Below are 26,483 nucleotides of genomic sequence, written 5' to 3'. Positions count from 1 at the left end.
TTATGCCTCAGGAACACTTACAGTCAGCTTAGAACTTTTATTAATTTGCCAAGCGATTAGCTTTTCTTTACCAGGTTCTTGGATTTCACCAACCAGCTCAAAATCGTAGAGGTCGTGCAGGCGATCGCAGATGTCTTGAGACACAAAGATGGCGCCAGGGGGACAAGCCGACTTCAAGCTATTGGCAATATTTACGGTATCACCCCAAACGTCGTAGAGCAATTTATTTTTGCCAATGACACCTGCAACCACATCTCCGGAATTAATCCCGATTTCCACGTCTAGATCCAAGCCGTTTTCATAATTAAATCGGTGAACAAACGCCAGCATTTCCAAAGCAAAATCTACCGTGCGTTTGTCATGATCCAAACGCGGCATACTCAGGCCGCATACAGCCATATAACCGTCACCAATAGTTTTAATCTTCTCCAAACCGTATTTTTCGGTCATTTCATCGAAAGCTGTTACCAGTTCATTAAGCAGATCGACAACTTCGGGAGCTGACATGGTTTGAGAAAGCTTAGTAAATCGATGGAGGTCGGAAAACAAAACCGAGACATTAGAAATCTGATCGGCAATTGCTCGATCGCCCTGTTTGAGGCGTTTGGCTATTGCGGGACTAAATATACTTAAGACTAATGCTTCATTTTCGCGATTTTTCTGTTGAATTAGTTGAGTTTCGGCACGAAGGCGGCCTATCGTTTGGTTAAATGATTTAGCTAAGTCTCCAAATTCATCTTCTGAACCCGATTTCACCACCGCGTCAAATTCCCCAGCCCCCACCAGGCGGGCGCTAGCGATTAACTTCTTGATAGGTTTGACAAAAATTGCGGTCAGCCACATGGCAACAACCGTGATTAGCACGATGATTAAAGTAGCCGCAATCACAATGTTTTTTTCAAACGAGTGAATAGAGGCGTAGGCTTCCGAAACATCCATCTCCGCCAAGATTACCCACCTCAATCCATCAATATCTAGTGGAGCATAAGAACTCAAAACAGGAATCTGACGATAATCGTCGATCGCCTGCGTGCCCTGTTTCCCAAACAACGCTTCCTTCACTCCTGTTGTTTGCACTTGCTGCAGGAGGATTGTAGTATTGAACTCTTTGATTTTCTTGATGGTCTTTCGATCGGTACCGATCGAGGCTAGAATTTTTGCATGACCTTCTGGGTCTTCAATCTGGAAACGAGATGCAGAGCGCATTAGATAATCCGGCCCAACCAGATAAGTTTCTCCTGAATCGCCCAGACCACTTTGTTTCCAATTGTTGTTACCCGTCATCACATTGTTAATTTTGTCAACGGGAAACTGGAGGGCCAAAATACCAATAAATTCCGAGCCGTTAAAGATTGGGGTAGCGATAAAAGCCGCAGGCGCACCGTAGGAAGGGCTGTAGGGCTTAAAATCTACTATTTTCACATACCCCTTTCCCTTTGCTTGTCGTGCTGCGGCGATCGCAGATGCTAGGTTACTCTCTTTGTAGGGGCCGTCGCTCAAGTTTGTGGTAAAGTCGGCTTCTTTAAAAACCGTGTAGACAACAGTTCCTTCGCGATCGATCAAAAACATATCGTAGTAACCATATTTTTCAACTATATTGCGAAAAATAGGGTGGTAGCGGGCGTGAACGCGGCTGTAAGCGCTGGCGTCGCCTGGAGTATCAAGGAGAAGTTTCTTGCCAACGGGGTTGGGATTAGCAGCGATGTAGTGGTACTGCAAGTAACGGGCAGCGGCTGTTTTTGGCGTGTAGGCTGCCAGAACAGGTGTACCTTCGTTAGTGCGCGTTAGTTTGGTTAAAAATTCTTTCCGGTAGTAGGTATCAATTTTTGCGTCAAAATTCGCTGGTATTTTGGATTTTTCAAGTTCGCTGTAAGCCGTCTTAAATTCCTGTAGGGCGCCGACTACTGTCAGGTCTTCGCTGAGGGTTTGGCTGTGGTTTTTAAGGGTTGCAAAATAGTCTTGGATTTGATAAGCTTTCACAGCCCGAAGGCTGGTTAATTGGTTGAATACTTTTTGCGCCAAAATAGATTTACCAGTGCTAGAGCAGATAAAGGTGCTCGCCAGCATAGCGCAAAGGCTGACTACCAGCAACATGACTGTGAGTTTGGTTTTTATGCTTAAATGATTCAGTAATTGCATAGGAATTTTCCTGATATTATTTGTTTTATTTTTCTCATTGTCCCTGATTTTTATCATTGCCTAAGAATTATAATTCAAGGGCAATCTCTCAGTATAGTTGGCGAGCGCATTTCAGTAAGCAAAAGCTATTCTACTAAAATGGTGACGAACCCTTTTAGTAGAATAGCAGACAAAAATATCATCAAAAAGCTGGCATCAATTTATTTATTTTTGCCCCCACCTTCGGGAGACTTATACTTCGAGCAATCAGGCATAACAGCGCCTTCGAGGAAAGCACCACTGAGGTCAGAAATGCTAACTTTAGCACCTTTTAGATTTGCACCATTTAGGTAGGCACTATTCAGATTAGCACCACTAAAACTAGCATTCTTCAAATTGACGCCGCTCATATTTGTGTTACTCAAGTCCGCACAAATTAAATTAGCGTCACTGAGGTTGGCATTACTGAGATTAACCTGACTCAAGCGAGCAAAACCTAGCTTGGCATGGCTGAGATTAGCACCCGCAAGTTTAGCTTGACTGAGGTTAGCATTATCGAGGTTGGCATGGCTCAAATTTGCATTACTGAGATCCGTCTTACTCAAATTGGCTGCACTCAGATTTGCCCTAGAGAAATTAATAGCTATTAACTCTGCATCAGGAGAATCCAAACCTCTCAGAGAAACACCATCTGAGTTCAAATCTTGGAGTGCCAGAATTCTTGCATAGCTAACTTTTACGCCCTGGGCTGCATCAACCGTACTCCAAGCTTGGTAGTGAAATTGCTTCCTGCGATCCGGAGCTTCTTTAATGAATAAAACTAAAGCAACGACAAGACTGAGAGCATCAGCACCCTCCAAAATCTCTCCAATCAAATAATTATCATCCGCCCCCACATAAATTATGATGAACAGAACGGCTGAAACAGTAGCAACTAACCAGGCGGGTTGTGTCCAAAAATTATCAATGAATTTTCCTAAAATTCCTTTGAGAACTTCACCCAATCGCTGAAGAAATGATCGACTCTGAAATTGCTGATAACTATCAGTTATTTTCGAGAGCATTTTTGGAATAATTTCACCATCCAACTGAATTGATACTAAAGGCTTTTTCTGTGGCTCGGTTGGCGGCGCGATCGGCTTAGATTCGTCCAGTAATTGTGTCTTTGATTCTTTTTGCTGATTGTGGGTGACATCTTTTTGATCGGGGACAATCTTTGGTGAAGAATTTGCACCTGCGCCTTTTAAAATCAAACCAGTAATAGCTCTGTAGGCATCTGTCCACGCCAGCTTTACTTCGGGAGTCCAATCTTCTTGGAGATGCTGCTCAAAAGCCATCAGCAGTGCGTCTCCAACTGGCCCATAATATTTGGGAATTACCCCGTAACCGATCTGTCTGCCTCCCAAGGCGTTGAGAACTGGTACTAAAGCTTCTGGAGAGCGGAGATTTTCTACTACCAATACCAAAGCATTTATAAGCTTTTTCTGTTGCTTTTCTAAATCGACATTGGCAAACAGCGGTTTAAATTCGGCGTGAGCGATGAACAGGTTTTTGTAGAAGCTAGCGACCAATTCATCAGCACGAGGTTTGATTTTCTCGAAACTGCTTTCCAGTACATCTACGGCTAATCTTTGCTCTTTTGCGGGAACGGTTTCTAGTTTGTGATTAGCTGCTATAGTCACCTTTTTATCGGGAATGCTCTCTGTTTCTAATTGAACTTTTTCAGGTGTAGAAACTACGCCTGCGCCTTTTAACATCCAACCAGTAATTGCTCTGTAGGCATCTGTCCACGCCAGCTTTACTTCGGGAGTCCAATCTTGCTGGAGATACTGCTCGATAGCACTCAGCAGTGCGTCTCCAACTCGACTGTAATATTTGGGAATTACTCCATAACCGATGTGTCTGCCTCCCAAGGCGTTGAGAACAGGCTCCAAAGCTTCTGGAGAACGGATATTTTCTACTACTAAAACCAGAGCATTAATCAGCTTTTTCTGTTGGTTTGCCATATCAGTTGTGGCAAACAGCGGTTTCAACTCTGGGTGAGTTGTAAACAATTTTTCGTAGAAGCTAGCCGCAAATTCATCAGCGTGAGGTTTGATTTTCTCGAAACTTTGCTCTAAAAGTTCAACATTTAAAGACATATTTTTGTGACTCTCTTGAAACTTGACGCTCCCTTGTCTAAAGACAGGGTTTTTTAACTATCCGGCTCTGATGAATGCTTTCGATAGAGTGTTGAAAACCGGAGAGTTTCTTTGCTGACGCCACGGCCAGATATTACAAACTCAAATTTTCCAACTCTTGCGACAGGGTAGCCATAAAGTCCTCTGCATCCTGGATGCCCATTTCTCCTAAAGCTTTCCACTCTTCACTGCTGTAATCTAAATCGAGTCCCATCACGTCTTGAGTCCAATAAGGCAAATTAGATGGATTTTCCATTAGCTCACAGGTAATTTTTAAGATGTCTGTTCCGGCCGTATTTTTTCTAGCCTTTGTCGCCAAGCAAAAGGAGAACAATTTCGCCAAATTAGTTTCTGGTGGAATGGATATTAGAAATGCCATATTTTGTGCTAGTACAAACTTGTCTAACTTCATTGGATCTTTTCCTCTTCCTAGTTTTAATGTACTCACGTAAGTATTTTTTTGCGCTAAATGAAAGTAACCGGACTTACGCTGCATTCCTTCTATTATTACACTATCTATAGTAGTGTGCAACCTAAGCACCCTACAAGTAGAGTCTGTGCGTAAGTTTTAACCAATTTATATTACCTCAAAATTCATTTTTTTCTTCGAGATATCAAATTAATTGTTACAGTTGTTTATCATACCCATCTTCGGGGAAATTTTTATCTGCATTAGAGTTGAGGTGGGGATTACAAGTGAGAAACTCTTCAATGTCGTATTTGATTGTGTTGCAAATAGCATCAAGAGGCAAGTCGTTGGTATCGTAACCAAACGGGTTTTCTATTTCAAGACCAATTTCTTCAATGCCAAGTAACGTAAAACTAATCAAACTAACAAATATGCCTGTCCCCCATCCCAAATCTTTAACTAGCTGAAAAGGCAATAACACGCAGTAAATTAATATTTGTTTTCATTCTTATTTCAATAATTGATATTTGAAGTCTGGCAGTTGGCTCGGCAATGATAGAGCGCTGCCAGCTATGATGTGGCCATAGGGAACAATGGCGTCATGAATAGTGCGGTAAGCCCAGTTCGCAAACAGGATTGCTTCTTTCTTCTTTGTTGACTTCATGCGAATAGAACATTGAAATCCATACTTCAGTTGGCAACGCGGGTAGCTATCGCGATCCATTACCCCTCGGAAAGTGCAACATCAATTTATTGATTTACCAGTTTTTTCCAAAGTCTGCTTATAGCTTTCGAGGTATGTTCTAAATTCCACATGCAGGGTATCTATACCCTCTTTTTCCAGTAGTGCTAAGATGGCTAAATTCAATTCTTGACAGGCTCAAAGTATAAATCCAGATTGTTATTAAAGGCTCGAACATTTATAATGCGAGCATTCTGTTCAAATCTATCTAGCCAAACAAAACATCTTTCATGTAAGGAATCTATAAACCTAGGTAGCTTCTGAATAGCCTCACAAATTATCGCAGTTGTTTCTGCCTAAATACTGTCAATATTGAGAGTTAAATTAATCCAAAATGACTCTTCTGAGCCTGGATTTTGCGACCAATTTTCGACAATTCCCGCAATCATTTTGGAATTGGGTATCTTTTTGATAGAATCCCATTTTGCTAGACGTAGCTTTGTAGTTCTGATGCCAATTTCTAAAACTTGAACGCTACCATCTATTCCTTCCACAATCACCCAGTCACCAGGTCGATATAGATTATCTGTATAAATAATGATCGTACAGAACCAGTCATAGATAATGTCCTTAAGCAATAAACCGAACGTGATTCCTGCTCCACCTAATAGACCAACGATCGCATTTGCAGATGCTCCTAACAACAATTCACTCGCTTTTAACACTACAACAGCGAGTGCCACCGTCTGAAACAGACGAGGCACCTAGGGTACGAGCAAGTCGTCTAGTTCGGTTTTGGTGTTCAGCGTCAGTTTTCTCAGTATCTCTCCTAACAGTGGAGAGGCGCGGTAAACAATATATGCAACGGCAACAATAGCACTCAGACTGAGAATCTTAGCTAGCATCTCGCTCACTTGAGGCTTGAGATTTTCTGCCAAAATTACCTGCACTATCCAAAGTCCAGCGATGAAAATTAGCCACCCTGATGGTTGCTCTAGAATCTCGACTAACTCATCGTCGAGTGTGGTCTCCGTTCCGCTAGTAAGAAGCTTGATTCTCTTGATGGCAATCGAAAAGAACAATCCTCTCAACAGTTGTGTGAGCGTGATGATAGTGACGACGAGAACTATTTTAGTCAAGGGTATGTCTGCAATAGTTATGTTTGAATCAACTAGCTTTTCCTTTATTTGTTTCCAAATGATTTCCATCTAACTAAAAACCTCCATTACTTAAACAAAGAAGAAATATTTTTTGACTTTTAACTTCCAAAAGGGGTAACTTTGTCGGCTCCTTGGCTAGACTTTGCCAGGTATATGCCTGCCAAAACTACAGATAACGCCAACCAGTTTAGAGGACTTAACTTTTCAGCAAAGATTATCCAGGCAAGTATGGCAGTAATCACTGGATCGAGCAGCAAGAACACGGCAACGAACCCAGAAGAAAATCCTTTGAGGTTATAAGCTTGAAGACTTTGACCCAAAACTTGGCAGACCAAGGCTTGGGCAATTATTGTTAACCACCCAGCCCAGGAATAGGGAAAAAGTACATCTTCCGTTAGCAGAACGATGGGGAAAGTTAACAAGACCCCGAAGCAGGAACACCACAGGAGTATGGTTGTTGCTGAAAACTTGGCTCGAAGTTTTTCTACAGTTAGCAGATTGGCGGCAGAAAAGACGGCAGATAGGATGGCAAGTGAGTCACCTGTAAAGTTATCGCTCGCTAGATGCAAATCACCCAGTCCAATTAAGATCGATCCGCTGATGGCGATTACCATGCCAATGAGGAATCTGCCCTCAAAACATTGATTTAGAAACAGCCATCCCATCAGAGTCGTGAACAGCGGGGTTACGTTATGCAGCAGATTAGAGTTAGCCACACTTGTCTGGGTGAGTGACCAAGCCCAGGTTATTAATGTGCCTGAGAAAAAACAGCTCATTACTAGCAACAAGACTAAATCGCTGACTGTGTAATGCTGCTTTTGGAGGAAGGAGTCGTGGGAGTGTCTTTCCCTCAAGGTCTCGAACACCTTCCCCAATCCTAAAATCACAGTGGCTACCCAGAAGCGATTGAATATTGTCGCAACCGGACCGAGTTCCCGTTCGCTCAATCTGATGAAGATGGCGGCAAAGGATAAGGCAAGGATTGCGAGAAATAATGAAGTTAGTCCGATACTCCCTTGGAGTCCCTGCGCGATCGCACCTGGTGTCTGCTCTATCTGTTGCTGTGATGGTTTCAGTTCAATTGTCATCTTCACTTCTCAAAGTAGTAGCTGCGCCACCATTTTCGTGGCGCAAGCTAATAGCATTACTCTTGCATTCCCGCATACAGGAGTCTGACAAATAAGCGGACACCATCATCATTTTTCAAAGTTGAATAAGATGGAGCTTCACTGTTACCGATCGCCCGCAGATCGGAGAGCAGTTCTGGATGGAACTGGCAAGTAAACGAGCGTCGAATTTTCTTGGTTTCAAAGTCTTTGTAGTTAATGCAGGTTGCTGAACATTCGGTAACTATTTCACCATCTTCCTCTGCTGTTGAACAAAGAATTTCAAGGGAGTCTGGCAGTTGTATTAACCAACTCAGAGAGCTACCAGCGATGATGTGCCGATAGGGAACAATAGCGTCATGAATACTGCGGTAAGCCCAGTTTGCAAACAATATTGCTTCTTCGTTGACTTCATCCGAATGAAACATCGAAATTGATACTCTTGCCTCATATTGAATTGTTGTGTCAATCACGCCTTCATGGGTGTCGGCTGTGACATCATGAGCATGGATAATTTCCCAAGGAATACCTAAAGCATCGCCGTCTGGAGACTGATAAGGCAACAACACACGATCGCCTACTTCTTTTAATTCATTGCGCGTCACGGCAAAATGCTCGTCATTCCAGCCCTTGGCAACAACTCGTCCATCACGCTTTTTGACTTCGAGTGTCTTGCCCATTGCTTCGATGCGCTGGCAGACTTCTTGCAACGATCTCAGAGCCATGCCTGAGCGATCGCGATCCAGAGATGTCGTGTCCAAAACTTCTTTGACTGCATGACGGATGAGTCGGATGTGACATTCAGCAGCTAACTGGTGTCCTACACAAATGAATATTGCGGGGGCACTGATGGGCGATCGCGAGAGCAATAATTTTTCCACTAATGCAAACATATCCTCTCGCGGACACGCCGGACTTGTCCAGGTAGAGGGATCGTATGTTGATGGATCGCCACCTTCGACTACCACTGCATAACCAGAGTTAATTGCGGGAACAACTATTTCTGGATCGAGGACTCCTGTTGACCAAACAGGTAGTAATACAGAGTCCATATCGGCGACTTTCTGAGCAATGTAGGCGACATTTTTGGAAGCCCGAACATCTTCCCCCTTAGCGTTAACGCCTACGTGTTCCCAAGGTTCGATGATAGTAATACAGTTGCGTAACAAATTGGGATGCAACAGTAAAAACTCTAAGTCTGACCGTGAATTAATCACTTTTTCTAAAGGCTGGGCGTGTCCCCACTCAAAAATGCCGTCGCTGGCAAATAGTTGTTTTTCTACCAAGGGGTCTTCTGAGGTTCTATCTGCTAAGAAACGACCTAACAAAATATGTGCCGATTCAAAATCCGATCGGCCTTCATGCAAGTAGCCAGGAGTTAGTCGCCAGTCCGATGTGGTGGTTTGATTTTGGGGAATTTTGATAGCTTCTATCATTGGGTTCCTATAATTTATTAATCCGAAAGCAGTAAGGTTATTTGTCAGCCTATGTCTCTCGTCCCTGTTCTTGGGATTTTAACCATTCAGTCAGAGCGATAGCTGTTGATTTAACAGCCGATCCCACCCTTGCCCGAAAAATTAATTACAAGCGCATAAACATGAATCTTGTGATCCCTTCATAATAAACCTTACCATAGCCGTCGAGGTTAAGCAAGTAATCGGTGGTGACTAAGCGCTTATCGTCTTCGCTTAGCTGTATCAAATGCTGTTCCGCATTTTCGCCCCGGTTTCCGATGACTAATATTCCAGCGATAGTATTTCGGGTCAAGGGTGCGATTTTTGCCAGAGAGCGTTTCCTCGGTAGATATAAATAAAAGGGTAGAGTTGGTTTTCGGTTGTGCAAATTTCCTCGGTTTTGTGCCTTGACTACCCCTACCCTAAGCAAAGATGTTATGGCTTATTGAGCCAAAGTTTAGATTTGAGCAACGTTAAGGTTAGCAACCAACCCATAGGTTGATACATACTCTTCTAATTCTGCTAAATCAACCGTGCCATTGCGATCGGAGTCAAGAGTGTTAAAAAGATAATCAGTGATGTAGCTTCTAATTTCTTCAGAGCTGCGTTCGCCTGTTGTCATATCTTCGATTAGCCCTAACAACTCCATAATCTCGGTTCGATCTAGCGACTTACTTGCATCCGTATCCAATTGCAGGAACAGCTTTTTGATATCTTCTGTTGCCACTCTCGAAGAACGCAGTGTTTCTTTCAGTATGTCATTGCCAAATGAATTCATGAACAATATCTGTTCGATGAGCGGTATGCCTAAGAACCCCAGCGCTGCCCAAAAAATTGCATATTTTACGGCTTCTGGATTTGCAGTTGCACTAACTCCGATGAAAAGAGCGGCCCAAAGGAAAAAGTTTGGGTTCACAAGCAGGATATAAGCATCCCGAGCTTCTGCCTTGCTTAGCTTGCCCTTTGTAAATACTGAGGTTAATGTAGCTGCTACGCGGATCGAGACAAATACTAAAGTTGCAATTGCCAGTTGTTGCAGACAGGCTAGCGATCGCGCTGTATCCGTTGAGGAAAATATATCGCTGAGGAATGTTGCAGGAGTAAACTGAAACCCGGTTGCCAAAGCCATTAATGCAACAGCCAGCACGCCGATAAATTTCCAGTTCTTACTGTGGTGGTTTGATTCAACCGGGGATTTGTCGCGCCAAAACTGGGCGATCGCTCCCGGTATTGCCAGACCTAAAATTAGAATGATACCGAAAAAGATCGGGCTGTCAACGTTAATGGGTAAATGGGCCACCTTCAATGTAGCCAGCAGCGCCAGTGGAGCGACAATTGATAGGGTTCTTGACAAAACAGCCGACGGATAAAGATTACCGCCCCAAAGCACGGATAAAACTGGGGAAGTAAGGGCTGGTGGAACCATCCAAAACAGCACCCACAAAACTTTGTACAAATCGGCGGGGCTTTGATACAAAAATCCCGAAAATATTAAAAATAGCCCAACTGCCCATCGCACTGCCATCCACCCGTAAACTAAATACTTCACAGTTGAAGTTACTTTGCGTTTACTCGCTGCAAAGTCAATGTCCAGGTTGGTATAAAATGTTGAGGCGGCAAGACACGCCACAATTATCGATCGAAATAGCGCTGGCGGAATTCCTCCTGCTGAGGCGCTGATTGCCCCTACCAAACTTCCCAGCAAGAAGGCAACGGCATAGATCAAAATCGCCCACATAATTGAAAGATCGTTGATCTCTCCCTCGCCCCTGGTGGGAGAAAGGATTGGGGGTCAGAGGTGTTTAAGCGATTAAACTTGAGTTCGTTATTTTTTTCTTGTCTGAGCCACACTCTCGGAGTTGAGCAACACTGATTGATGCAGGAGCGATCGCGCAACTGACAACATGAAGACCGCGCGCGATCTCCAACCGATGGATCTAAGGCAAAATTTTAGATGAGTTTGCCCGATCGAGCTTTCGCCCTTTTCAACCAACAGATTATTGAGATGGCCTGCAACTTAAGGGCGAGTTTAGAGCATAGATTGTCCATTTAACCAATAAGTTTTGTACAAAACCCTCCCTGTAATTCGATAACGATCGCTTTTTCACCTGCATAAGAGCCAAAAAGATTGTGCTAGAATCCATCAATACGTAGTCGTAGGTTGGGCACAGGCCGAGAAGAGCAATCTTCTTGCAGTCTAGGGGAGGTTGTAGGTCAGCCACCATTTGGGTCTTCCCAGTTGAAAGCCACCCTGCAACATGAGCCTGGAATCTGCAACCGCAGCCGAGTTCGGCTTTCGCGGTGGGAGTGTCGCGCTAGAATTGGCATTACGAGTTAACACTCGAACAAAAACGCTCGTTGTGCGAGCGTGACCTCAAAACGGGCACTTAGCAGGTGGGAATAAACCATGTTTGAACGCTTCACAGAAAAAGCAATAAAAGTAATCATGTTGGCCCAGGAAGAAGCTAGACGCCTGGGTCACAACTTCGTAGGGACAGAACAGATCCTTTTGGGACTTATAGGGGAAGGGACCGGAGTTGCGGCTAAAGTCCTCAAATCAATGGGGGTCAACCTCAAAGATGCTCGGATTGAGGTCGAAAAAATCATCGGGCGCGGTTCGGGCTTCGTAGCAGTCGAAATTCCGTTCACCCCGCGGGCGAAGCGTGTTCTAGAACTGTCCCTCGAAGAAGCTCGCCAACTCGGACACAATTACATAGGCACCGAACACCTGCTGCTGGGCTTGATTCGCGAAGGTGAAGGAGTCGCGGCCAGAGTTCTGGAAAATCTGGGAGTAGACTTGTCGAAAGTCCGCACCCAAGTGATTCGGATGCTGGGAGAAACCGCAGAAGTCGCAGCCACGGGCGGCGGTGCTCGCACCAAAACCCCAACCCTGGACGAATTTGGTGCCAACCTCACTCAAATGGCTGTCGATGGTAAGCTTGACCCCGTAGTCGGACGGCAAAAAGAAATCGAACGGGTAATTCAAATCCTCGGTCGCCGCACCAAAAATAACCCGGTACTCATCGGCGAACCCGGAGTCGGTAAAACTGCGATCGCCGAAGGACTGGCCCAGCGCATCGCTAACAACGATATCCCAGACATTCTCGAAGACAAGCGCGTCGTCACCCTCGACATCGGCCTCCTCGTCGCCGGTACCAAATACCGGGGCGAATTTGAAGAGCGCCTCAAAAAAATCATGGACGAAATCCGCACGGCCGGTAACGTGATTTTGGTCATTGACGAAGTACACACTTTGATCGGTGCTGGTGCGGCGGAAGGGGCGATCGACGCAGCTAACATTCTCAAGCCAGCTCTGGCAAGAGGCGAACTCCAGTGTATCGGCGCTACAACCCTCGACGAGTACCGCAAGCACATCGAGCGCGATGCCGCCCTAGAGCGCCGCTTCCAGCCCGTGATGGTCGGCGAACCCACCGTTGACGAGACGATCGAGATTCTATTCGGCCTGCGGGAACGCTACGAACAGCACCACAAGCTGAAAATCTTGGATACGGCCCTGGAAGCCGCAGCCAAACTATCTCACCGATATATCTCCGATCGGTTCCTCCCAGACAAAGCTATTGACTTGGTAGATGAAGCTGGTTCCAGAGTCCGCCTGATCAACTCCCAACTGCCCCCCGCAGCTAAGGAACTGGATAAAGAACTCCGCCAAGTCCTGAAAGATAAAGACGAAGCGGTGCGTTCTCAAGACTTTGATAAAGCAGGTGAATTGCGCGATCGCGAAATGACGATCAAAGCCGAAATTCGCGCTATTTCCCAAGCCAAAAAAACCGACTCGGCGGCCCGTGGCGACACCGACCCTTCGCCCGTAGTTACGGAAGAAGACATCGCTCAAATCGTGGCAAGTTGGACGGGAGTCCCGGTCAACAAATTGACCGAATCCGAGTCCGAAAAGCTGCTGCACATGGAAGATACCTTGCACCAGCGTTTGATCGGCCAAGAAGAAGCAGTGAAAGCCGTTTCCCGCGCCATCCGCCGGGCTCGCGTTGGGTTGAAAAATCCCAATCGCCCGATCGCCAGTTTCATCTTCTCCGGGCCCACAGGCGTCGGCAAAACCGAACTGACGAAAGCCTTAGCCGGCTACTTCTTCGGTTCCGAAGACGCCATGATTCGGTTGGATATGTCCGAATACATGGAACGTCACACCGTCTCCAAACTTATCGGTTCTCCTCCTGGTTATGTCGGCTACAACGAAGGCGGACAACTGACAGAAGCAGTTCGTCGTCGTCCTTACACCGTCGTGTTGTTTGACGAAATCGAAAAAGCCCACCCCGATGTCTTCAATATGCTATTGCAAATATTGGAAGACGGCCGCTTAACAGATGCCAAAGGTCGCACCGTGGACTTCAAAAACACGCTGCTGATTATGACTTCTAACATCGGTTCTAAAGTCATCGAAAAAGGTGGCGGCGGCCTCGGTTTCGAGTTCGGCGACAACCAAGCTGATGCTAATTACAACCGCATTCGCTCCTTGGTTAACGAAGAACTGAAGAACTACTTCCGCCCAGAATTCCTCAACCGACTTGACGAAATTATCGTCTTCCGTCAGTTGAACAGGGAAGAAGTCAAGGAAATTGCCGTTATCATGCTCAAAGAAGTGTTCGGCCGCTTGACAGAACAGGGAATCACTCTGGAAGTGACCGAAAAATTCAAGGAACGGCTAGTAGAAGAAGGCTATAACCCCAGCTACGGAGCCAGGCCCCTGCGCCGCGCGATCATGCGGTTGTTGGAAGACAGCTTGGCTGAGGAAATCCTTTCTGGCCGCATCAAAGATGGCGATATCGCTGTTGTAGATGTGGGCGAGGACGGAGTTGTTAAGGTGCTGCAAGGCCAAAAGCGGGAATTGCTGCCCCAAGGCGCTGAGTAAGTGCGTTGAGTAAGTGCGATCGCGAGTAAAGTTTTAAGATCGCAAATTGCGCGATCGTAAATAACTCAAAATCAGCATATAAAAAAGGTAGAGAATCTTAATTCTCTGCCTTTTTTATGAATAAGAGTCAATAAAATTATAGGAGGAGTAAATGACATCTGAAGAAAAGAATTTTGGTACAGAAGTAGCAGAAAACCTACCTGATACTTCGACTTCGCTCAGCACAAGCCCGTGGTGGCAAAAAGCGTGGAAATCGCAGCGAGAAAATCTTCAGATAGTGATTATTGCTTTGGCTTTAGCAATAGTGATTCGAGCGTTGGTGGCAGAACCGCGCTTCATACCCTCAGATTCTATGGTACCAACTTTGCGCGTGGGCGATCGCGTCGTAGTCGAAAAAATATCCTACTACCTGGAACCTCCAAAAACTGGTGACATCGTAGTATTTGCGCCGCCGGAACAGTTGCAAGAACAAGGCTTTACCGCAGACCAAGCATTTATCAAGCGGGTAATTGGCTTACCAGGTCAAACAGTAGCTGTGAAAAAAGGTCTAGTTTACCTCAACGACAAACCCCTCGTTGAGAAATATATTGCCGAACCTCCTAAATACCAGTGGGGGCCTTATGTCGTCCCGGAAAATCAATACTTCGTGATGGGAGACAACCGCAACAACAGTAACGACTCTAGCAGGTGGGGATTTTTACCTAAAAAGAATATCATCGGCCGGGCTGTATTGAGGTTTTGGCCACTTGAGCGTATCGGACAAGTTTGAAGAAGTCAGTTGACAGTTGACAGTTGACAGTTGTCAGTTGTCAGTTGTCAGTTGTCAGTTGTCAGTTGTTATTGCAAGCCCAATGCCATAAAGACCCCATGCCCCATCCCTCGACTTCGCAATTCCCAATTCCCAATTCCCGATGCCCATGCCTTATCCTGTACGGAAATTTCTACTGATTTTTGCGCCTTGAGCGGTAGAGAGTTCCTCCGGCAACTGATAAAATAGTACCAAAAGCAGCGGGATTTCCCGCCTAGATCAAAATCACTTCAATATTAAAAATTAGGAAAGCTATGGGATTTTTTGATTCAGAAATTGTTCAGCAAGAAGCCAAGCTGTTGTTTGAAGACTATCAATCTCTCGTCGCACTAGGCGGGAATTACGGCAAATTCGATCGCGAAGGCAAGAAGATGTTCATCGCTCAGATGGAATCAATGATGGATCGCTACCGTATTTTTATGAAGCGCTTCGAGCTGTCTGAAGACTTCATGGCTCAGATGACTGTAGAGCAGTTAAAAACACAGCTAAATCAATTTGGCATCACGCCCCAGCAGATGTTTGAGCAAATGAACTCAACGCTGGAGCGGATGAAATCTGAACTGGAAAAGCAATCATAAGTTGACAATTGACAACTATCAACTGTCAACTGTCAACTGATAATTAACTAGCAGCCGGGAAGTCCCTCGGTGTATTTAGAGGGGATGAATCTCAATTGCTACGCTCCGTACCCCGACTAAATTACCGTAGGGATGAAAGGCTCGTCGGTCGGAGGAACACCAGCCCGACAATTAGACTCAGTTACCGCAAATCAATCTTTGGGAGAGTCTTGATTCTCAATATACTTCCTAAGTATGGAGACGGTAACACCTCGGCAAGAAGCAATAAAATACGAACTGCTCCACAAAACATCTTTACGATAAAACTCATTCACCCTTTCAGGGAATTCACTCTATACTGTGGGAAGGTCGAAAAAAAGGAAGTTTTCATGCAACTGACGTACAAATACCGCCTCAAACCTACGAAAGCCCAACTAGCAACAATTTCGACTCATCTAGAGCTTTGTCGCCGGCAGTACAACTACCGATTGAGTGAAAGATTCAGATGGTGGGAGTCCACAAGAACGCCTGTCAATGCCTGCCCTTTAATTGCTTCCATAGTGCCTGTTGAGGAAATTTACCAAAATATTCCTCTGACTAGAGTGCAAACTAGAGATGGCAGAAAGAAAGATGAATCAGGCAATCCTTTGACCAGGAAAGGTGATGTTTTCTCGAATATTGAAGGCGGATACGTGCAGTGGCAAACCATCCAGTTAGCCGATCTAAAAAATACTAAAAAGCTATTTTCTGATTACAAAACTTTGAATTCTCAAGTTTTGCAGGATGTGATTAACCGAGTGGAAACTTCCTTTTCAAATTTCACCACACCCGACAAAAATGGCAATCGTAGAGGCAAGCCCCGATTTAAAGGATTTCACTACTACAAATCTTTTACTTATCCTCAATTAGATAATTTAGATATCGCCAAGGATGAGCAAAATAGGATTTGCATTAACCTTGCCAAAATAGGTCAAATACCGATGGCATTCCATCGTCCAATACCAACAGGATTAACGGTTAAGACGGGGACAGTTATTAGAGAAGCGGACGGGTGGTATATTTCCCTGACGCTAGAAGATAAGACGGTTCCCGTGCCGGTTGCAGAAATTCAACCGACTGATGAAAACACTCTTGGTATTGACTTGGGAATTACTAATTACGCTTACCTTTCTAATGGCGAAAGAATTGAAAATCCTAGATTCTTGAGGAAATCTGCCGAGAAATTAGCAAAACTTCAGGCGAAGCTAGCTAGTAGAGTCAAGGGTTCTAAACCTTGGCAAGTTATAAAAAGCAAGATTTCTAGACTGCATCAATTTGTAGCTAGAGCGAGACTTGATTTTCAATTCAAGACGGCACATGAATTGTTTCGTAAATGCGATGTTTTGGTGGCTGAAGATTTGAGTATCAAGAATTTGACAAGACGCGCTAAAACTAAAACCGAGATCGACAATGGTAATTTAGTTTATTTGCCAAACGGTCAATCTGCCAAAAGCGGCTTGAATAAATCAATGCTTGATGCTGCTCACGGTCAGTTTGCTAATGTTCTCAAGTATGTTGCCTGGAAATTGGGTAAAAATCTTTTGTTTGTCGAGCCGAAGGGAACTTCTCAGTATTGTTGGAATTGCCTCAATAAAGTACCAAAAGAGTTATCGGAAAGATGGCATTCTTGTCAGTGCGGTGAGTCTTTGGATCGAGATGAAAATTCAGCCAAACTTATCAAGAAAATTGGTCTGAGCGATCAAAGTGGCGGGGGAACTCCGTCACTCAAAAAAGCCTTTGCAAAAAAGGAAAAAGAAGCCTGCGGTCTAACTGTACTCAGTTGACCGTCAGGTTCGTTCACGGTCGTTCAAAAGATGAAGCAGGTTTGAAATCTTCTTCAGGAACGCCCTGCAAAGCTTGGCTCATAAAATCGCGCCAAACAGGGGCAACGATTGTACCGCCAGTAGCACCGTAGCTCATCGGTGTGTAATCGTCGTTGCCTATCCAAACAGCCACCGACAACTGCGGCACGTAACCCACAAACCAGATATCCCTTTCTGAGGAAGTTGTGCCAGTTTTCCCAGCAGCGGGCCTCCCAATTTGGGCAGCCTTGGCAGTACCGTTGTAAATTACTCCTTGCAGGGCGCTGTTGACGGATGCCGCAGCCCAGGCGTTGAGAACTAATTTTGGTTTGGGGGTATTGTCTAGCAAGACGTTGCCGCTGCTGTCGGTGACTTGCACGATAAATGTGGTGTCGGAATGCCAGCCGTTGTTGGCGAAGGTAGCAAAAGCTCCGGCCATTTCTAAAGGAGTGAGGTCAACTGCACCCAAGGGTAAAGAAACTACGGGTTCCATGGGACTTCTGATGCCGAGCACCCGGCAAATTTCAATTACTTTATTCAATCCGACTTCTTGGCCGAGCTTGACAGCGGGAATGTTCAGTGATACTTCCAAAGCTCTGCGGATGCTGACGGCACCGGAGAAGCCGCCGCCGTAGTTTTGAGGGTAGTAGTAGCCGTCGCCGTCGCGGTAGCCGACGGGGGAGTCGTAGACAACTGAATCGGGGCCGTATTTGCCTGTAGCAAAGGCAGCGTAGTAGATGAAGGGCTTAAAGGAAGATCCGGGCTGGCGGCGTGCTTGAATGGCGCGGTTGAATTCACTCTTTTGGTAATCGACGCCACCAACCATTGCTTTGACGAAGTGGGTGCGGGGATCGACGGCTGCTAGGGCAATTTGACCTTGGTCGCGATCGTAAAAAAGTCCTTGGTAGTAAAGTCGATCGTGCCACGCTTTGACGGTTTCTTCGGCGATGCGCTGTAGTTTGAGGTCGATCGTAGTTTGAACGCGCATTCCACCCTTGAGGACGGCATCTCGCCCGAAACGCCGTGTCAACTCCTGAACTACGGCTTGTGTGACGTAAGGAACTTGAGAGCCGCCAAAAGAAGTGATTTTGCCGAGCTTAATTTTTTGCGCTCGGGCGCTTGCTTCTTCAGCTATGGTAATCCATTTGAGTTCCCTCATCCGGGTTAAAACGATTTCCTGCCGATCTTTTGACAACTTGTAGTTGACGAAAGGACTGTATTCTTCGGGGGCGGAAATCAAGCCGGCCAGCATCGCTGCTTCCGCAAGGCTCAAATTCTCTGCTGATTTGTTGAAATAGCTTCGAGAAGCTGTCTCTACGCCGTATAAGTTGTGACCTAAATAGATTTGATTCAGGTACAGTTGCAGAATTTGGTCTTTGTTGAGAATTTGCTCCAAGCGGATAGACATTACCGCTTCAGCTATCTTGCGGCTGAATTTTGACTGGGGAGATAGAAACAAGTTCTTGACTAGCTGCATTGTCATAGTCGAGCCGCCTTCAACGGTTCTACCTTTCTCTAGGTTGACTATGAGAGCTCGGGCTATCCCGCCGGGGTTGATGCCTTTGTGGGTGAAGAAGTTGCTATCTTCGATCGCCAGAACGGCCCGTTTCAGGTTCGGGGAGATTTTGTCAAGGGGTACGACATCCCGGTTTGCTTCATCGTGGATGCTGGCTAGGGGCCTGCCGTTGATGTCGTAAATGTGGGTAGTTTCCGTGGGAGAGTAGGTTTGCAAGATGCGAACATCTGGCAAGTTGCGGAAGCTGATCGCTAAGCCAACCAGTCCGCCAGCTACTACGGAACTGGCAAGCATTGTTATGCTGAGTATAGTTCCGGCGGTCACTTTGCTGACTGACTGAACAAACTCGAATACAGGGGCTGGGTTTTCCGTATTTTTGCGAACTGCGTTGGTTGACACGTGGATTTCACTTCCTCACTCGATTTGGGGTTTCAGACTTTTAATTTTAGATGGCAATGCTGGAGGCTGTCAGTCGATCGATTTTAGATTTTAGATTTTAGATTTTAGATTTACTCCACAGATAAAATTACGAGTTTGAACCTTAGTCTAAAATTGTGGGATGTCCACGAATCCTGTCGGATCTGGTATGCGTTTCTGGATGGGTTTGCTAATGAAAGTCGGTCAGCTTTGCGATTATAGTAGCTTGATAGTTGTGTGTTTATGTGTCAATCAGTGAGTGTAACTAATTCTGCTGCACTTTGGCAAAATATGATGATGGACGATCGCTCTTTTATGATTTCTCCTAACTTTTCTGGAATTTACCGTGGCATCAGCGAGATTTTTCCCGATCGACCTGATTCTAGCAACCCTGACGAAAATCTGGCCCAACTGCTGGCAAAAGTCGATCGGCCGTTGCGAGTCAAACTGGGAATTGACCCAACAGGGGCGGACATTCACTTGGGACACAGCATTTGCGTGCGGAAGCTGAGAGCTTTTCAGGATGCCGGTCACACGGCGGTACTGGTCATCGGAGATTTTACCGCAAGAATTGGCGATCCGACTGGAAAATCGGAGGCGCGGAGCCAGTTGAGTGCCGAACAAGTGGCGGAAAATGCCAAAACTTATTTAGATCAACTACGTCCGATTCTAGATTTTGACACGCCCGGACGTTTGGAAATTCGCTACAACTCCGAGTGGCTGTCAAAATTGGACATGGCGAAGATTTTGGAGCTTTTAGGCACGATGACGGTGCAGCAGATGCTCGCTAAAGAGGGATTTGATAACAGGATGCAGCAGGAAAATGCGATCTTCCTGCACGAGTTTCTGTATCCAGTAATGCAGGGTTACGATTCAGTAGTCTTGGAAGCGGATGTGGAGTTGGGGGGAACCGACCAAAAGTTTAATATTGCGGTGGGGAGAGATTTGCAGAGGCATTTTGGGATGAAACCGCAGTTTGGTTTGCTGATGCCGATTTTGATCGGGACTGACGGCGTGCAAAAGATGTCGAAGTCTTTGAATAATTATGTAGCTTTGTCGGAAGATCCGCTGACGATGTATTCTAAGTTGGAGAAAATTGCCGATCGCTCGATCGCGCAGTATTTCGAGCTATTGACAGATTTGCCGCTTGATGAATTGCCAGAAAATCCGCGAGAAAAACAGAAACTTTTGGCTGTGGATGTGGTAAGCCAGTATTGGGGGAAAGCAGCGGGCGATCGGGCCCAACAAGATGCGATCGCGCTAATCAAAGGTGCTGCGGGACAAGCTGATGCTGTGGCGGAGTTTTCTTTAACAAACGTGGAGTTTCCGGCTAAGTTGTTTTATATTCTGAGTGCTAGCGGGCTTTGCAAAAGCAGCGGCGACGGGCGGAAGTTGATGCAAGGCGGCGGCGTGAAGTTGGAGGGCGATAAAGTTTCGGATGTTAACCTTACCTTTGAATCACCTGCTGATTTATGCGGTAAGGTTTTGCAAGTGGGCAAAAATAAGTTTGTCCGCTTAATAGTATAATTTCATCTTAAGTTCGTAGTGAGGACTTCAGTCCTTCTTCAGGTTCGTAGTGAGGACTTCAGTCCTTCTTCAGGTTCGTACTTCAGGTTCGTAGTGAGGACTTTAGTCCTTCTTCAGGTTCGTAGTGAGGACTTTAGTCCTTCTTCAGGTTCGTAGTGAGGACTTTAGTCCTTCTTCAGTTTCGTAGTGAGGACTTCAGTCCTTAAAATCCCTGTGAAAAAAGTTGAAGTCCCGAGCGGAAAGGTTTGAAATTAAGAAAGGACTGAAGTCCTTACTACGAACGGTACGAACGGTACGAACGGTTATAAAATCAGATAAAAAGGACTTGCATTCCTTACTATGAACGGTACTATGGTCACAGATAAAATTATTGTTCCTTTAGATGTTCCGAGTCAAGAAAGAGCGATCGACCTGATCGACAAACTCCCCGAAGTATCATTCTGGAAAGTCGGTTTAGAATTATTCGTTAGCTGCGGGCCAGCAATTATCGAGATTCTGAAAGAGAGGCAAAAACGGATTTTTCTCGATTTGAAATTTCACGATATTCCGAATACTGTAGCTGGCGCTTGTCGTGCTGCTGCCAAGTACAATGTAGATTTATTGACAATCCATTCTACTTGCGGTAAAGATGCTTTGAAAGCGGCACAGTCAGCTTTGGTAGAAGGGGCGGCGGCGGTTGAGAAACCGACTCCTAAATTGATTGCAATTACGCTGTTAACAAGTTTGAATTCGCGACAGTTGGCTTTTGAATTAAAAATACCTTTAGAGTTGCCAGAATATGCTTTGCACATGGCATTGTTAGCTAAGGAAACAGGTTTAGCTGGTGCGGTTTGTTCTCCCCAAGAAGCGGAACAGTTGCGGATGAGTTGCGGGGATGATTTTTTGTTAGTTTGTCCGGGGGTGCGTCCAAAATGGGCCGATGGGGGCGATCAAAAGCGATCGATGACTCCGAAGGCTGCTTTAAAAGCTGGTGCGGATTATTTGGTGATTGGGCGGCCGATTACGGCTTCCGACGATCCGGTGGCGGCTTTTGCGCGGATTTGTGAAGAGATTGGATAAGCGCAGATGAACACAGATGAAATTTCCTCAGCGTTAATCTGTGTTTATCTGCTAATATCTGCGATCGCAAGTCCGACTTTGGCTGCTAATTTTGTCACAAATGGCGTGAAGCGAAGCTGTCCCGTAGGGAATCGCACTATAAACGCAAGTGGGTACAGTTTGTTAGCCCGATCGCCCTGTCCCGCTGATTTAGAAACTTTGGTCGATCGCCTGTTGCAGGATTTGCCGAGTTATGCTAACCGGGTAATTGTGCGATCGCACTTTCCTCCTAACAATTCTAGGGCGATCGGTTACATACCGCGTCAAATAATCTTAGCAGGTCGCCCGGAGTTTGAACCGCTACCTTTAAATTTTGAAGAAACACTTCCCGAAAATGCCAGTCAAGTTTTTATTACTACTTTGGACACGCAGTATCGCGGGGGAAAGCGAGTCGAGATTCAGCAATATCACTGGCTGTTTTTAGCTAAAACAGAGAAGGGCTGGGAATTAGTAAAAATTGTTTCTAGGTTTGGTACAGTGGCGGATGTTAGTCCGTTGTCGCCGGCAGAAAACGAAAAAAGCGCAATTGCTGAGGCGATTCGTTTGTGGTTGCGAGATTGTTATGCAAAATGAGAAAGTATCAAGGGTTGAGAAGTTCATACACCAACACATACAACTCGAAAACCACAGTCATGATAGTCAAATTCCGGCGTATTGAAAAAGCGAAAAGCAGAACGGCAATTCCTCGGATGGTAAAGCCACGACCCCCCGCGCAGCACCCTTGCTATTTTATTATTTTGAGATTTTACTAATAATTCAATAGAATTTTGATAGCGATTATCATTACATTTTTCATCCCAGGCGCTACCATCAGTTGGTGCTCCGTAATAGCTACCGTGCCAGGGGTCAACGCACCACTCCCAGACGTTCCCGTGCATATCATATAAACCAAAAGCATTGGGAGAAAAACTGCCTGCATCTGTAGTTTGTTCTCGATACTGACTTTTTGGTGAATTATTGTAAGAGTAATTACCGTTATAGTTAACAATATCTGTAGTAATTGTTTCACCAAAATAGAACGGTGCAGTCGTACCAGCACGACAAGCATATTCCCATTCTGCCTCAGTGGGCAAGCGATAATTGCGTCCAGTATGTTTAGATAACCTAGCACAAAATTCCACCGCCTCATACCAAGAGACATTTTCTACTGGTAGGTTATTGCCTTTGAATTTAGAGGGGTCTGGGTTGAGATGATATTGAATTTGTGGCAATTTAGCAACGGCTTTCCACTGTGCTTGTACGATCGCATATTTTCCGAAAAGGAAAGGTTGAATTGTGACAGGATGTTGAGGTTTTTCTTTGTATTGGCTTTCTGCTTCAATGTCTGGCGCACCCATTGTGAAGGTTCCACTGGGAATTCCTATCATTTCTAACTGCACGCCATTTTCCAAGTCTTCAGTAAAGGATTTGAAGTAAGAGGCTTTTGGTTTAAATTTAGCTGATATTTTATTAGCTGCTGCTGAAGAATGAACGGGTTTTGCTGGCGGTAGTGGTGCTAATATTTGATTGGGTAATACTGAGATTGAATCAAGAGCTTGCAATACTTCTCCTGCTGATTGATAGCGCGCACCAACTGGAAATAGTATCATTTTATCTAAAATTTTTGCCAAGTCCTTGTTGAGATGAACTGTCTTGTTTTTCCAGTTCCATTGCATTTGCATCGGATCGAAAAGTTCATCAAACAAAATTCCATTTATCTCTTTCAGGAAACATCCGGTTAATAACCGAATGCAAGTTACACCAAGACTGTACAAGTCACTCGCTGGAAAAACATGACCTTGCATTTGTTCCGGTGCCGCATAACCAGGAGTGCCAGTTACAGTTCCCACTTTAGTCAAAACACTACCGCTCAATTCCTTGGCAACTCCAAAGTCAATCAATACTAAAGAACCGTGAGAATTTCTAATGATGTTTTCCGGCTTAATGTCTCGGTGAATTACCTTTTGGTTGTGAACAAAATCTAATATCGGTAGCAATTCATTCAGTAATTGTTTAATTTGTTTTTCGCTAAACTTTCCCTGCTGCTCTAATTCTTTTAATAAATCCTCACCGTCTATAAATTCTTGTACTAGATAGAAGCGTTTATTTTGTTCAAAAAATGCCAATAGATCGGGGATTTGAGGATGTTTGCCTAAATCTCGCAGTCTGACTGCTTCTTGTTTGAATAACTGCGTCGCTTTCTGGATGGCGGCATTCCCTTGTAGTTGCGGGAGAAATTGTTTGATTACACAAATTGTATCGAGTCGATGTTCGTCTACGGCTTTGAATGTACGGCCGAAAGCTCCTTCGGAAATGTATTTTACTGCACGGTATCTGTCTCCGAGTAGCAGTTTGTTTCCGCATTTTTGGCAGAATTGGGTGATGGGTGGGTTGGGATGGAGGCAGTCGGGATTAAGGCATTGACTCATAATTTTTTTTGGTTTAATATTTTTAGATTAACATAATTTACCTATTTTAATACCAGTTGCCAACAAGCTACTGTTTGACGATTAGACCCTCGATCCCCCCTAGCCCCCCTTAATAAGGGGGGGGACAAGAGTGAACATCAAAGTCAACCCCTACTCCCCTTTTTAAGGGGGATTTAGGGGGATCGAGACTCTGGTAAAAGCGAGATTTATCATGCTCTCTTTAACTTACTGCTTTAAATTCATCCAATTTTGCTTTTACTGCCTGCATATCTTGCCACATAAACCATTTTGGTGTCTCCGGTTCGCGGGAGGGATTTCGCAACAAGTATGATGGGTGGAAAATTGGCATACACAGCCGTCCTTCCCATTCTATCCATTGACCTCGGATTTTACTAATTGGTCGCTTGTCGCTTAACAAACCTTTCAGGGCTGTTGCGCCAGTTAATAAAATGATTTTGGGGTCTAATATGCGAATTTGTTCCAGCAAGTATGGTTTGCAAGCTTCGATTTCTTTTGCTGTGGGAGGGCGGTTGTTGGGAGGGCGACATTTGATGACGTTGGCTATGAATACGTCGGTTTCTGTGCTCAATTCTACGGATTCTAAAATCTTATCTAACAGTTGACCCGATCGCCCTACGAAGGGCAATCCTGTTTCATCTTCATTTTGTCCCGGCGCTTCTCCCACAATCAAAATAGAGGCTTGAGGATTGCCGCGCCCGATGACGGCGTGAGTGCGGCTGTTGCCCAATTCGCAGCGGTGACAGCGGTTGCAGTGTTCGCCGATTTGTTCCATGTTTTGATAGGTGCCGGCAGGAATGGGAATTTTGGCATTTGCTGGGATTGAGTCGTTTTGGAAAGCGGCACTTTGATTGCTGTCAAAAAGGCTGAGTTGCAAGTCGCTGGACATAAATTTTCCAAGTGGAGAGATTTTTTTGAGCTGAGAGTTTATAGTTTAGATGGCGCTGGGCGATTTGAGATGGGCTGGATGCTTCTATGCGCTGCTGTCATCCCACAATCTCAAATTAACACTCGCAAATCTCACAGTACCGCCACAGAAACCCGGTTTCTGGGAGAAATCTTGGTTTAGCAGCGAAGTATCTGCCAAGAAACCGGGTTTCTGACTCGCAAATCTCCAATAGTTTGGTTGAGCTCGTACAGGCAAAAATATGTTGTCTAACCCGTTTTTTGACGATCGCGCCGATGCAGGCGAAAAACTGGCCGAGGCAGTTGCAGGCGAGCTCGGCAAGTTGAATTTAACAACACAGGATACTATTAAACCGATTGTTTACGCCTTGCCGCGCGGGGGTTTGCCGGTTGCTGTACCGATTGCGCGCCGCTTGGGCTGTGCTTTGGATGTGGTTGTCGCCAAGAAAATTACTCGCCCAGATAATTTGGAATTGGCGATCGGGGCTGCAACTGCTGACGGCCATGTTCTCTGGCAAAAGCAAAATCAGCCCAATTTACGCTTGCAAAAATCTGCACTCCAGCAGGCTGAAAATAGCGCTCAATCTCTGTTGGCAGATTTGGCTTCGGGACGGCCCAATGTCAGCGCAGCGGGGTCTTTGGCGATTTTAGTGGACGATGGGATTGCGACGGGGATGACGGTGGCTGTGGCGGCGCAGGCTTTGCAGTCGCAGCAACCGATGGCTTTGTGGATTTGCGCGCCCGTCGCACCGGCTGATTTGATGGGATTTTTGGCGCAAATGAGCGATAAATTAATTATTCTGGAGACTCCTCACCCTTTTTACAGTGTCAGCCGCTTTTACGCCCAGTTTCCGCAGGTGGAGACAGCGGAGGCTTTGGTGTGTTTGCAGCGACAGATTGAATGGCGATCGTAGGTTAAGCTGGAAGGCTACATCCAAAAGCTCGATCGTTAAAACATGAGACCTTGGGAATATTGGTTGAACACTGTGATTCTGTCTAGCCAGCAAAATCCGCCTCGGTTTGTTGAGTTGGTGATGTTGACTTTGGCGATGATTTTTCTCGGGCTGTGGAGTGTAACGTTGCAGTGGCAGTATTTAACGCTGTCTTTGAGTTATATCATTGGTTCGTCTTTTTCGATTTTGGTGCGGGAATATATCGGGCCGCGGCCTCAATTTCAGTTGACTCATTTGATTGCTTTGTTGTTGTTAATTATCAGTTTTTATAGTTTTGCTGAATTGATTAGATAGTTGATGTTTTTTTAACGAACCGCGAAGACGCTAAGGGCGCAAAGGAAGAAAAGAGAAGAGAGTTCAGAAATCATTTAGGATTGTTGTAGAATTTGATTTCTTAGTCCGCGCACCATCCGGACATCGTTTGTGTAGAGACGGTTTCA

23 protein-coding genes and 1 pseudogene are annotated in these 26,483 nt (G+C 45.3%); 10 read left to right on the top strand and 14 right to left on the bottom strand.

Annotation, left to right across the window (positions count from 1 at the left end):
* The 10 genes from JGK39_RS12490 to JGK39_RS12445 form a co-directional block, all read right to left on the bottom strand.
* The gene (locus tag JGK39_RS12490; RefSeq protein ID WP_293251584.1) at positions 1-2,139 is read right to left on the bottom strand and encodes an adenylate/guanylate cyclase domain-containing protein; all 2,139 of its coding nucleotides are present in this window, start codon (positions 2,137-2,139) and stop codon (positions 1-3) included.
* Positions 2,140-2,339: 200 nt separating this feature from the next.
* Positions 2,340-4,259 (bottom strand): globin domain-containing protein, encoded by a 1,920-nt coding sequence (locus JGK39_RS12485; protein ID WP_293296481.1) that lies wholly within the window; start codon positions 4,257-4,259, stop codon positions 2,340-2,342.
* A gap of 133 nt (positions 4,260-4,392) precedes the next feature.
* A complete protein-coding gene (locus JGK39_RS12480; protein WP_293251580.1) occupies positions 4,393-4,710 on the bottom strand; it encodes a hypothetical protein in 318 nt (105 codons plus the stop codon).
* 214 nt (positions 4,711-4,924) lie between these two features.
* On the bottom strand, positions 4,925-5,188 hold the full coding sequence (locus JGK39_RS12475; RefSeq protein WP_366048864.1) for a bestrophin family ion channel: 264 nt from the start codon (positions 5,186-5,188) through the stop codon (positions 4,925-4,927).
* Between the two features lie 557 nt (positions 5,189-5,745).
* Positions 5,746-6,132: a mechanosensitive ion channel domain-containing protein gene (locus JGK39_RS12470; RefSeq protein WP_293251578.1), complete on the bottom strand. Its 387-nt coding sequence runs from the start codon at positions 6,130-6,132 to the stop codon at positions 5,746-5,748.
* A gap of 21 nt (positions 6,133-6,153) precedes the next feature.
* A complete protein-coding gene (locus tag JGK39_RS12465; protein WP_293296479.1) occupies positions 6,154-6,597 on the bottom strand; it encodes a hypothetical protein in 444 nt (147 codons plus the stop codon).
* A 50-nt stretch (positions 6,598-6,647) separates the two neighbouring features.
* Positions 6,648-7,637 carry a DMT family transporter gene (locus JGK39_RS12460; protein WP_293251574.1) on the bottom strand — a complete coding sequence of 330 codons (990 nt, stop codon included), beginning with the start codon at positions 7,635-7,637 and terminating at the stop codon, positions 6,648-6,650.
* 56 nt (positions 7,638-7,693) lie between these two features.
* Positions 7,694-9,091 carry a hypothetical protein gene (locus tag JGK39_RS12455; protein WP_293251572.1) on the bottom strand — a complete coding sequence of 466 codons (1,398 nt, stop codon included), beginning with the start codon at positions 9,089-9,091 and terminating at the stop codon, positions 7,694-7,696.
* A 145-nt stretch (positions 9,092-9,236) separates the two neighbouring features.
* A complete protein-coding gene (locus tag JGK39_RS12450; RefSeq protein ID WP_293251565.1) occupies positions 9,237-9,422 on the bottom strand; it encodes a hypothetical protein in 186 nt (61 codons plus the stop codon).
* A gap of 144 nt (positions 9,423-9,566) precedes the next feature.
* A complete protein-coding gene (locus JGK39_RS12445) occupies positions 9,567-10,847 on the bottom strand; it encodes an EF-hand domain-containing protein (protein WP_293251563.1) in 1,281 nt (426 codons plus the stop codon).
* 669 nt (positions 10,848-11,516) lie between these two features.
* Between JGK39_RS12445 and JGK39_RS12440 the strand changes: the two genes are divergently transcribed.
* The 3 genes from JGK39_RS12440 to JGK39_RS12430 all read left to right on the top strand — a co-directional run bounded on the left by JGK39_RS12440 (position 11,517) and on the right by JGK39_RS12430 (position 15,380).
* Positions 11,517-13,994: an ATP-dependent Clp protease ATP-binding subunit gene (locus tag JGK39_RS12440; protein ID WP_293251561.1), complete on the top strand. Its 2,478-nt coding sequence runs from the start codon at positions 11,517-11,519 to the stop codon at positions 13,992-13,994.
* 151 nt (positions 13,995-14,145) lie between these two features.
* On the top strand, positions 14,146-14,763 hold the full coding sequence (gene lepB, locus JGK39_RS12435) for a signal peptidase I (RefSeq protein WP_293176094.1): 618 nt from the start codon (positions 14,146-14,148) through the stop codon (positions 14,761-14,763).
* Positions 14,764-15,056: 293 nt separating this feature from the next.
* Complete coding sequence (locus tag JGK39_RS12430) at positions 15,057-15,380, top strand: DUF1825 family protein (protein WP_293176096.1); 324 nt, start codon at positions 15,057-15,059, stop codon at positions 15,378-15,380.
* A 191-nt stretch (positions 15,381-15,571) separates the two neighbouring features.
* Here the strand turns inward: JGK39_RS12430 and JGK39_RS12425 are convergent.
* A pseudogene (locus JGK39_RS12425) lies at positions 15,572-15,697 on the bottom strand (transposase); the annotation flags it as partial.
* A gap of 51 nt (positions 15,698-15,748) precedes the next feature.
* Between JGK39_RS12425 and JGK39_RS12420 the strand changes: the two are divergent.
* Positions 15,749-17,182 carry a transposase gene (locus JGK39_RS12420; protein ID WP_293296477.1) on the top strand — a complete coding sequence of 478 codons (1,434 nt, stop codon included), beginning with the start codon at positions 15,749-15,751 and terminating at the stop codon, positions 17,180-17,182.
* A 13-nt stretch (positions 17,183-17,195) separates the two neighbouring features.
* Here the strand turns inward: JGK39_RS12420 and JGK39_RS12415 are convergent, their stop codons facing one another.
* Positions 17,196-19,115, bottom strand: a complete 1,920-nt coding sequence (locus JGK39_RS12415) for a transglycosylase domain-containing protein (RefSeq protein WP_293251557.1) — start codon at positions 19,113-19,115, stop codon at positions 17,196-17,198.
* 312 nt (positions 19,116-19,427) lie between these two features.
* On the opposite strand from JGK39_RS12415, the gene tyrS reads away from it, so the two are divergent.
* The 3 genes from tyrS (at position 19,428) to JGK39_RS12400 (ending at position 22,331) form a co-directional block, all read left to right on the top strand.
* Positions 19,428-20,660 carry a tyrosine--tRNA ligase gene (tyrS, locus tag JGK39_RS12410; protein WP_293251763.1) on the top strand — a complete coding sequence of 411 codons (1,233 nt, stop codon included), beginning with the start codon at positions 19,428-19,430 and terminating at the stop codon, positions 20,658-20,660.
* 351 nt (positions 20,661-21,011) lie between these two features.
* Complete coding sequence (pyrF, locus tag JGK39_RS12405) at positions 21,012-21,719, top strand: orotidine-5'-phosphate decarboxylase (protein ID WP_293296500.1); 708 nt, start codon at positions 21,012-21,014, stop codon at positions 21,717-21,719.
* 6 nt (positions 21,720-21,725) lie between these two features.
* Positions 21,726-22,331: a hypothetical protein gene (locus JGK39_RS12400; protein ID WP_293296475.1), complete on the top strand. Its 606-nt coding sequence runs from the start codon at positions 21,726-21,728 to the stop codon at positions 22,329-22,331.
* A gap of 23 nt (positions 22,332-22,354) precedes the next feature.
* Here the strand turns inward: JGK39_RS12400 and JGK39_RS12395 are convergent, their stop codons facing one another.
* On the bottom strand, positions 22,355-24,166 hold the full coding sequence (locus tag JGK39_RS12395; RefSeq protein WP_293191182.1) for a bifunctional serine/threonine-protein kinase/formylglycine-generating enzyme family protein: 1,812 nt from the start codon (positions 24,164-24,166) through the stop codon (positions 22,355-22,357).
* A 220-nt stretch (positions 24,167-24,386) separates the two neighbouring features.
* Positions 24,387-25,073 (bottom strand): uracil-DNA glycosylase, encoded by a 687-nt coding sequence (locus JGK39_RS12390; protein ID WP_293296473.1) that lies wholly within the window; start codon positions 25,071-25,073, stop codon positions 24,387-24,389.
* A 49-nt stretch (positions 25,074-25,122) separates the two neighbouring features.
* Between JGK39_RS12390 and JGK39_RS12385 the strand changes: the two genes are divergently transcribed.
* The 3 genes from JGK39_RS12385 to JGK39_RS12375 all read left to right on the top strand — a co-directional run bounded on the left by JGK39_RS12385 (position 25,123) and on the right by JGK39_RS12375 (position 26,337).
* Positions 25,123-25,287, top strand: coding sequence for a hypothetical protein (locus JGK39_RS12385; RefSeq protein ID WP_293296471.1), 165 nt, complete (start codon positions 25,123-25,125; stop codon positions 25,285-25,287).
* 45 nt (positions 25,288-25,332) lie between these two features.
* Complete coding sequence (locus JGK39_RS12380; protein WP_293296469.1) at positions 25,333-26,004, top strand: phosphoribosyltransferase family protein; 672 nt, start codon at positions 25,333-25,335, stop codon at positions 26,002-26,004.
* Positions 26,005-26,076: 72 nt separating this feature from the next.
* On the top strand, positions 26,077-26,337 hold the full coding sequence (locus JGK39_RS12375; RefSeq protein ID WP_366048869.1) for a hypothetical protein: 261 nt from the start codon (positions 26,077-26,079) through the stop codon (positions 26,335-26,337).
* Positions 26,338-26,483 lie beyond the last annotated feature (146 nt).

The sequence above is a fragment of the Microcoleus sp. PH2017_12_PCY_D_A genome, from assembly GCF_020738565.1.
In the GTDB taxonomy this organism is placed as follows: Bacteria; Cyanobacteriota; Cyanobacteriia; order Cyanobacteriales; family Microcoleaceae; genus Microcoleus.
This window is presented reverse-complemented; position numbering and strand designations above follow the sequence as displayed.

Excerpts from the sequence above, each read along its gene's own strand:
- JGK39_RS12420 (WP_293296477.1), top strand. The coding sequence starts at position 15,749 with ATGCAACTGACGTACAAATACCGCCTCAAACCTACGAAAGCCCAACTA.
- JGK39_RS12490 (WP_293251584.1), bottom strand. The coding sequence starts at position 2,139 with ATGCAATTACTGAATCATTTAAGCATAAAAACCAAACTCACAGTCATG.
- JGK39_RS12485 (WP_293296481.1), bottom strand. The coding sequence starts at position 4,259 with ATGTCTTTAAATGTTGAACTTTTAGAGCAAAGTTTCGAGAAAATCAAA.
- JGK39_RS12380 (WP_293296469.1), top strand. The coding sequence starts at position 25,333 with ATGTTGTCTAACCCGTTTTTTGACGATCGCGCCGATGCAGGCGAAAAA.
- JGK39_RS12445 (WP_293251563.1), bottom strand. The coding sequence starts at position 10,847 with ATGTGGGCGATTTTGATCTATGCCGTTGCCTTCTTGCTGGGAAGTTTG.
- JGK39_RS12480 (WP_293251580.1), bottom strand. The coding sequence starts at position 4,710 with ATGAAGTTAGACAAGTTTGTACTAGCACAAAATATGGCATTTCTAATA.
- JGK39_RS12465 (WP_293296479.1), bottom strand. The coding sequence starts at position 6,597 with ATGGAAATCATTTGGAAACAAATAAAGGAAAAGCTAGTTGATTCAAAC.
- lepB (WP_293176094.1), top strand. The coding sequence starts at position 14,146 with ATGACATCTGAAGAAAAGAATTTTGGTACAGAAGTAGCAGAAAACCTA.
- JGK39_RS12430 (WP_293176096.1), top strand. The coding sequence starts at position 15,057 with ATGGGATTTTTTGATTCAGAAATTGTTCAGCAAGAAGCCAAGCTGTTG.
- JGK39_RS12440 (WP_293251561.1), top strand. The coding sequence starts at position 11,517 with ATGTTTGAACGCTTCACAGAAAAAGCAATAAAAGTAATCATGTTGGCC.
- JGK39_RS12400 (WP_293296475.1), top strand. The coding sequence starts at position 21,726 with ATGAACACAGATGAAATTTCCTCAGCGTTAATCTGTGTTTATCTGCTA.
- JGK39_RS12395 (WP_293191182.1), bottom strand. The coding sequence starts at position 24,166 with ATGAGTCAATGCCTTAATCCCGACTGCCTCCATCCCAACCCACCCATC.
- JGK39_RS12390 (WP_293296473.1), bottom strand. The coding sequence starts at position 25,073 with ATGTCCAGCGACTTGCAACTCAGCCTTTTTGACAGCAATCAAAGTGCC.
- tyrS (WP_293251763.1), top strand. The coding sequence starts at position 19,428 with ATGATGGACGATCGCTCTTTTATGATTTCTCCTAACTTTTCTGGAATT.
- JGK39_RS12385 (WP_293296471.1), top strand. The coding sequence starts at position 25,123 with ATGGCGCTGGGCGATTTGAGATGGGCTGGATGCTTCTATGCGCTGCTG.
- JGK39_RS12460 (WP_293251574.1), bottom strand. The coding sequence starts at position 7,637 with ATGACAATTGAACTGAAACCATCACAGCAACAGATAGAGCAGACACCA.
- JGK39_RS12455 (WP_293251572.1), bottom strand. The coding sequence starts at position 9,091 with ATGATAGAAGCTATCAAAATTCCCCAAAATCAAACCACCACATCGGAC.
- pyrF (WP_293296500.1), top strand. The coding sequence starts at position 21,012 with ATGGTCACAGATAAAATTATTGTTCCTTTAGATGTTCCGAGTCAAGAA.